This window comes from uncultured Faecalicoccus sp. (genome assembly GCF_944327125.1).
Lineage (GTDB): Bacteria > Bacillota_I > Bacilli_A > Erysipelotrichales > Erysipelotrichaceae > Faecalicoccus.
Genome location: NZ_CALVGO010000066.1, coordinates 1 through 7,391 on the forward strand (window position 1 = coordinate 1; position 7,391 = coordinate 7,391).

Below are 7,391 nucleotides of genomic sequence, written 5' to 3' on the forward strand. Positions count from 1 at the left end.
TTTCAAGGCTTTTGGAGGATTTTATTAAAACACTGTAACCTCTGTTGAGAGGTCATAATTTACTGATATTCAAATTCTAATTTAAAAGTTTCCTATTCAATATTGCACAAAGTGGTTAGTTCTTTACGATTGACCACTTTTTTTCATAAGCATATAAGTAATTATGAACAGCTCAATTCATATCCTCTATTTCGAATAACTAAAAAGTGCAAAAAATAAAATTTGCCGTCCATTTTGGATTTTTTCTCAGGAAACCGCATAAATAAAGGGGATGATGAAGTTTTTATAATTCTTATCTCCTCAATTTAATAGTACAGTTTAAAAAAAGCTCATCAATGATGAGCTGATCAACGGACTTGTCCGTTTCCTTGAATCACATATTTATACGATGTCATTTCTTTGAGTGCCATAGGTCCTCGGGCATGGATCTTTCCGGTAGAGATCCCAATCTCGGCCCCAAAACCAAAGACGCCGCCATCGGTAAACCGTGTGGATGCGTTCCAGTATACACAGGCCGAATCCACTTCGTTCAAGAACTGTTGAGCGTTCTTTTCGTTTTCGGTCACGATACATTCACTATGCCTTGTCGAATATGTATTGATGTGATCTATGGCTTCTTTGACATCCTTTACGACCTTAACCGATAAAATGTAGTCCAGGTATTCTTCGCCCCAGTCTTCTTTTGTGGCATGATCGATTCGTCCAGGATGATCTTTAAGAATCGCATAGCTATCTTCATCACACTTTAAAAGTACATTTTTTTCATTCAGCTTTTCCTGCACCTTAGGCAAGATCTTCTGAGCGATATCCTTATGCACCAGCAAAGACTCGGCGGCATTGCACACACCGATCCGCTGGGTCTTGGCATTGTATACGATATCGATCGCCTTTTGAATATCCGCAAACGCATCAAGATAAATATGACAATTTCCAGCTCCGGTTTCAATCACCGGCACTTTGGCATTCGCCATCACACTTTGGATCAATCGCCTGGAGCCCCGGGGAATGATGACATCCACATAATCGGTCATCTTCATAAATTGCTCGGTATCTTCATGCGAAGTGGATGTGATTAGCTGGATTGCATTTTCATCAATTTGAGAATCCATCAATCCCTCTTGAATGGCTTTGGTAATAGCCTGGTTGGAATACAGGGCATCGCTGCCGCCTTTTAAGATCACGGCATTCCCCGTTTTAAAACAAATGGTAAAGGCATCTAAGGTAACATTGGGTCTGGCTTCATAAATGATCCCGATCACACCGATAGGAACCCGTTTCTTTTTGATTTGAAGTCCGTTTTCAAGAGTATAAGAATCCAGCACTTCACCAATGGGATCTTCCAATTGAATAATATCCCGGATCGAATCGGCCATGGCTTGTATCCTTTCTTGATTCAACATCAGTCTGTCCAACAAACCCTCATTCAATCCTTTTCTTCGTCCGTTTTCCATATCTTTCTGATTGGCGCTCAAGATCTTATCCGTATTCTTTAAAAGCGCATGATACACGCGGTCTAAAGCTTCGTTTTTTTGTTGAGACGTCAAAACAGCCAAGCCATAACTGCTTTGTTTGGCTTGTTCTCCTATTGATCTTAAATTCATACGCTCTCCTTTCCGGAAGTGAAATACGTTCCTGTTGGTTCTCCTTGAAGGATCTTTGTCACGATGCCGTCTTCAAATTTGGCAATCACCAGATCCGCGCCGGCATCCATGGCAATCTGAGCCGCTACCAGTTTGGCACTCATACCGCCGGTGCCCACATTGGATCCCGATTCGCTTTTTCCCATTTCCATCAAAGAAGAATCGATTTTAGTGACATATTGGATCAGTTTGGCATCTGGATTGGTCTTAGGGTTATCTGTATACAACCCTTCAATATCGCTAAGCAAGATCACCAGATCGGCATTGATCAAGGCACCCACAGTACTGGCCAGCTGGTCGTTATCGCCAAAACTTTCAACTTCTTCCAGCTCATGCGTTGAAATCGTATCGTTTTCATTGACAATCGGGATACAGTCCAGTTCAAACAGCTCCAAAAATGTGTTTCTGGCATTCTGGCGGGACCGCTTTTCCATCATGATGTTTTTTGTCAAAAGGATCTGGGAAGCCACAGTGTTATATTCACTGAACAGTCTTTGATAGACCATCATCAGCCGAGCCTGTCCCACCGCCGCGAAGGCTTGTTTTTCCGCTATGGTTTCAGGACGTCTTCCAATATGCAAAGCTCTTCTTCCGCAGGCAATGGCTCCCGAGGAGACAAGGACCACATCTTTTCCCTGTGATCTTAGATCGCAGAGAACGCGCACCAGTCTTTCGATCCTGGAAAGGTTCAAATCTCCATTTTCATGGGTGATACTGCTTGAGCCCACTTTGATCACGATTCGCTTTTTATTCTTTAGGTCTTCTCTGGTCATCGGTTTCACGCCCTTCCAAATCCATTAAATACTTGATCAGCTGTTCTTCCGTATAAACGATATGCTCTGCACAGGGGCCTTCCATTTGATGATGCCGGTTAAAATACAATGTATGAAGGCCGGCTTTTTTGGCCCCTTCCATATCATTGATATAACTGTCCCCGATATAGAGCCAGTTTTGCGGCTGGTCCTGCAGAGCCTCCATCACATATTGAAACGCTTTGGAATCGGGTTTTCGATACCCGATCTGTCCGCTGGTAAAAATATGATCTTCCGGAATATAATCGGTTACCCTTAAGGTATGGACCTTATTTCTTTGATGTCCATCTTCCCCATTGGTCAGTACGGCCATTTCGCTTTTAGAAGTCGAAAAAAACTGATGAAACAAGGAACTCATCTGAATTTTAGACTGGTAAAAGCGATATCGTTCCTGAAATTTTAAGGCCTGAGCCTTGGTCATTTCAATGCCATGGTCCTGACACGCCTTTTGTATGCGGTAGGCTCCCGATTCATCGACACTCATTCTTCCCTCCTGCACAAGCGGAAAGATCGCATCGCCGTGTTGTCTGTAACAGGCATAAAAAGTTAACAGATCTTTGGACTCTACCGGCAGCTGAAAATCTTCGATGCAGCAGCGAAACGGCCAGGAAAGATCATACAGAGTGTCATCACAGTCAAACAAAAATTTCATGGTTAGATTATACCACAAAAAAAGGATCGGTTTTACCCGATCCAATTTTGAAATTAGCTGTATAAGTCAACCAGTTTCTTCAAGTGTTCGAAACGTGCGTTAGCTTCTTCCTCAGATTTAGCGAACAAGTCTTTGGCTCTTTCTGGGAATGGTTTAACCAAACGAGTGTAACGAGCTTCGTTGTTCAAGAATTCCTGATAGCTTCCATCGCCTTCTTTAGAAGTTAATGTGAACGGATTCTGTCCGGCAGCTTTCTTAGCTGGGTCGAAACTGAATAAGTTCCAGTATCCGGCTTTGACAGCTTTCTTCATTTCATCCTGACAATGGTTCATACCACCCTTAGCGATACCATGAAGTTCACAAGGTGCATAACCGATGATCAAAGATGGTCCGTCGTAAGCTTCAGCTTCTGCGATGCACTTAACAGCCTGAGCTGGGTTGGCACCTAAAGCGATCTGTGCTACATATACATAACCATAAGTCATGGCAATCTCTGCCAGAGATTTTTTCTTGATTTCTTTACCGGCAGCGGCGAACTGACAAACTTCACCAATGTTACTTGCCTTAGAAGCCTGTCCACCTGTATTGGAATACATTTCTGTATCGAATACAAATACGTTTACGTTTTCTCCAGAAGCCAGTACATGGTCTAATCCACCGAATCCGATGTCATAAGCCCAACCGTCTCCACCGAAGATCCATACAGATTTCTTAGAGAAGTATTGTTTGTTGGCCAGCACTTCTTTAGCGGCATCGGTTCCAAGATTTTCCAAGGCAGCGATCAAATCCTTAGCTGGCTGAGCGTTGGCTTTTGTATCTTCTTTTGTTTCGATGAATTTATCGAAAGCAGCCTGAAGATCCGCATTTCCTGATGCCTCAACCACTTCGGCAACTTTATTGATCGTCTGTTCACGCAATGTCTTGTATCCTAATGCCATACCGTAACCATGTTCGGCATTGTCTTCAAACAAAGAGTTTGCCCATGCAGGTCCCTGGTTGGAATCTTTATTGACAGTGTATGGACAAGTGGCAGCTGGTCCACCCCAGATAGAAGAACATCCGGTTGCGTTAGAGATATACATCTGTTCTCCAAACAACTGTGTTACCAGACGAGCATAAGATGTTTCGGCACATCCTGCACAAGATCCGGAGAACTCTAATAATGGCTGATTGAACTGAGATCCCTTAACGGTTTCATCTTTCAATCCGATATCCTTCTTAGAAACATTGGCAACCAGGTAATCGAATACTGGCTGTTCAGCCAACTGAGATTCCTGAGGTTTCATAGCGATAGCGCCTGTTGGACATACAGTGATACATTCACCGCATCCCATACAGTCAAGCGGAGTGACACTCATTGTGTATTTGTATTCTCCAGCTTTTGGTTTCATATCGGCCAGTTTGATGTTTTCTGGAGCGGCTTTGACTTCTTCTTCGTTCAATAAGAATGGACGAATCGTTGCGTGTGAGCAGACAAAGGCACACTGGTTACACTGGATACATTTTTCGGCATCCCATTCAGGAACCATAACGGCTGTACCACGTTTTTCGTAAGCGCTGGCACCTGTTTCCCAATGACCGTCAACATTGACATTGAAAGCCGATACTGGAAGCGCATCTCCATCCATCAGGTTTACCGGTTCCATGATATCGTTGACCATCTTCACCGTAGCCGCACGTCCTGCTTTTGGAGCTGGAGCTGCATCTGGCTGAGGGTTGGCCCAGGAAGCTGGAACTTCTACTTTGTGCAATGCATCGACACCGGCATCGATAGCCTTGTAGTTCATTTCTACGACCGCATCACCTTTCTTGGAATAAGATTTTTTAGCGGCTTCTTTCATGTATGTTACAGCCTGATCGATTGGCATGATATCTGCCAGTTTGAAGAATGCAGACTGCAGGATCGTATTGGTACGTTTACCCATACCGATTTCGATGGCCTTGTCGATCGCATTGATCGTGTACAGCTGAATGTTGTTGTCATAGATATATTTCTTGGCTTCCGCTGGCATATGTTTGTCTAATTCTTCATCAGACCACTGACAGTTGATCATGTAGATACCGCCAGGTTTAACATCCTGAACCATCTTATATCCTTTTACTACATAAGAAGGATTGTGGCAGGCAACGAAATCAGCCTGGCTGATGTAGTATGGACTCTTGATCGGGTTGTCTCCAAAACGCAAGTGGGAAATCGTGATACCACCGGTTTTCTTAGAGTCATACTGGAAGTAAGCCTGAATATACTTGTCCGTGTGGTCACCGATGATCTTTGTAGAGTTCTTGTTGGCACCCACTGTACCGTCTCCACCAAGACCCCAGAATTTACATTCGATCGTTCCCGGAGCACTTGTGATTGGAGCTGGTTTTACTTCTGGTAAAGACAAGTTTGTCACATCATCCACGATACCGATCGTGAAGCGTTCTTTTGGTTCGTCTTTCATCAGTTCTGTGTAAACTGCGAATACACTTGAAGGTGGAGTGTCTTTCGAACCTAATCCGTAACGTCCGCCTACCAGTTTGATATCATTCAAGCCGGCTTCACGAAGCGTTGTGGCAACATCCAGGAACAATGGTTCTCCTAATGAACCAGGTTCTTTTGTACGGTCCAATACCGCAATCTTCTTCACTGTTTCTGGAAGAACCTTCAACAAGTGTTTGCTTGACCAAGGACGATATAAACGAACTTTGATGACACCGACTTTTTCGCCTTTTGCCATCAGGTAGTCGATAACTTCTTCACATACGTCGTTGATAGAACCCATTGCGATGATCACGCGATCAGCATCTGGTGCTCCATAATAGTTGAACAAATCGTAGTTTGTTCCTAATCTTTCGTTGATCTTACCCATGTATTTTTCTACAACTTCAGGCAGATCGTCATAAACTGTGTTGCAGGCTTCACGATGCTGGAAGAAGATATCTCCATTTTCGTGAGAACCGCGCATAGAAGGATGTTCAGGATTCAGCGAATGATTACGGAATGCTTCTACATCTTCCATTGGACACAAATCTTTTAGATCTTCATAATCCCAGATCTCGATTTTCTGGATTTCATGAGAAGTACGGAATCCATCAAAGAAATTGATGAATGGAACCTTTCCTTCCAAAGCGGCACAATGAGCCACTGGAGACAAGTCCATAACTTCCTGTGGGTTGGTTTCACACAACATCGCAAAACCTGTCTGACGGCAGGCATAAACGTCACTGTGATCACCAAAGATATTCAATGCATGAGTAGCTACCGTACGAGCAGATACATCAAATACACATGGCAGCTGTTCTGCTGCGATCTTATACATATTTGGGATCATCAACAACAAACCTTGAGAAGCGGTGAATGTATTTGTCAGGGCTCCTGCGGCCAAAGATCCGTGTACAGCACCGGCTGCACCTGCTTCAGACTGCATTTCACTAACAACTACCTGATTCCCAAAAATGTTTTTGCGTCCGCCTGCAGACCAGATATCGATTTGGTCAGCCATTGGACTAGATGGAGTGATTGGGTAAATAGCCGCAACGTCTGTATACGCATACGCAACGTGCGCTGCCGCTGTATTCCCATCCATCGATAGTTTAGCTCTAGGCATGATTTCATTTCCTCCTTATTTTAGTAATCCTATACCTTATCCATTATACGAGTTTTTCCTTCAATTTTAAAGAGCTACTCAAAAAAATTGTTCACTTTGTATAACCAAAAAAAGGGACGAAGCCGTCCCTTGATTTTTACTCTTTCCCCAAGAGTTTGAACATGTTTTTCTTGTATACTTCAACACCTGGCTGATTGAACGGATTGGAATCGTTCATCAAGGTCGTCATCGCAATGGCCTTGAAATAGAACATGCACATGTTCCCGAAACTGTAAGCACTCATATCCGGCATCGTTAACAGAATGTTAGGTACTCCTCCGGTTTCTTCGTGGGCCTGCAGGGTTCCCTTGGCAGCCATCTTGTTGACCCAGTCAATGGATTTTCCGGCCAGATAGTTCATATTATCCAGATTTTCTTCATCGCTTGGGAAAGTCAGATCCAACATTGGTTTTTCAACATACAAGTTGGTTTCAAACAAGATCTTCTTTCCATCCTGAACAAACTGTCCCAGAGAGTGAAGGTCGGTGGAGTTGCATACGCTGTCTGGAAGAATTCCTTTTCCATCTTTTCCTTCGCTTTCGCCAAACAGCTGTTTCCACCATTCAGCGATCATCTGCATCTGCATTTCATAGTTTACGAACAGCTCTACATCATAGCCTTCATTTTGAAGGATGCGGCGGGCCACCGCATAACGGTA

General features: G+C 43.7%; 4 protein-coding genes and 1 pseudogene. All 5 read right to left on the minus strand.

Going from position 1 to position 7,391, the window contains the following annotated elements; translation table 11 throughout:
• Positions 1 to 347 precede the first annotated feature (347 nt).
• Positions 348 to 1,601, minus strand: a complete 1,254-nt coding sequence (locus Q0K03_RS06840; RefSeq protein ID WP_297238966.1) for a glutamate-5-semialdehyde dehydrogenase — start codon at positions 1,599 to 1,601, stop codon at positions 348 to 350.
• Positions 1,598 to 2,413, minus strand: a complete 816-nt coding sequence (gene proB / locus Q0K03_RS06845) for a glutamate 5-kinase (RefSeq protein WP_297238967.1) — start codon at positions 2,411 to 2,413, stop codon at positions 1,598 to 1,600. Before proB ends, Q0K03_RS06840 begins: the two co-directional genes overlap by 4 nt.
• Positions 2,388 to 3,104: an HAD family hydrolase gene (locus Q0K03_RS06850; protein ID WP_297238968.1), complete on the minus strand. Its 717-nt coding sequence runs from the start codon at positions 3,102 to 3,104 to the stop codon at positions 2,388 to 2,390. Before Q0K03_RS06850 ends, proB begins: the two co-directional genes overlap by 26 nt.
• Before the next feature lie 53 nt (positions 3,105 to 3,157).
• Positions 3,158 to 6,694 carry a pyruvate:ferredoxin (flavodoxin) oxidoreductase gene (nifJ, locus tag Q0K03_RS06855; RefSeq protein ID WP_297238969.1) on the minus strand — a complete coding sequence of 1,179 codons (3,537 nt, stop codon included), beginning with the start codon at positions 6,692 to 6,694 and terminating at the stop codon, positions 3,158 to 3,160.
• Between the two features lie 136 nt (positions 6,695 to 6,830).
• Positions 6,831 to 7,391: pseudogene (locus tag Q0K03_RS06860) on the minus strand (glucose-6-phosphate isomerase); the annotation flags it as partial.

What these genes read in the sequence shown, in the direction of transcription:
- Q0K03_RS06840 (WP_297238966.1), bottom strand. Translation starts at nt 1,601, where the DNA reads ATGAATTTAAGATCAATAGGAGAACAAGCCAAACAAAGCAGTTATGGC.
- proB (WP_297238967.1), bottom strand. Translation starts at nt 2,413, where the DNA reads ATGACCAGAGAAGACCTAAAGAATAAAAAGCGAATCGTGATCAAAGTG.
- Q0K03_RS06850 (WP_297238968.1), bottom strand. Translation starts at nt 3,104, where the DNA reads ATGAAATTTTTGTTTGACTGTGATGACACTCTGTATGATCTTTCCTGG.
- nifJ (WP_297238969.1), bottom strand. Translation starts at nt 6,694, where the DNA reads ATGCCTAGAGCTAAACTATCGATGGATGGGAATACAGCGGCAGCGCAC.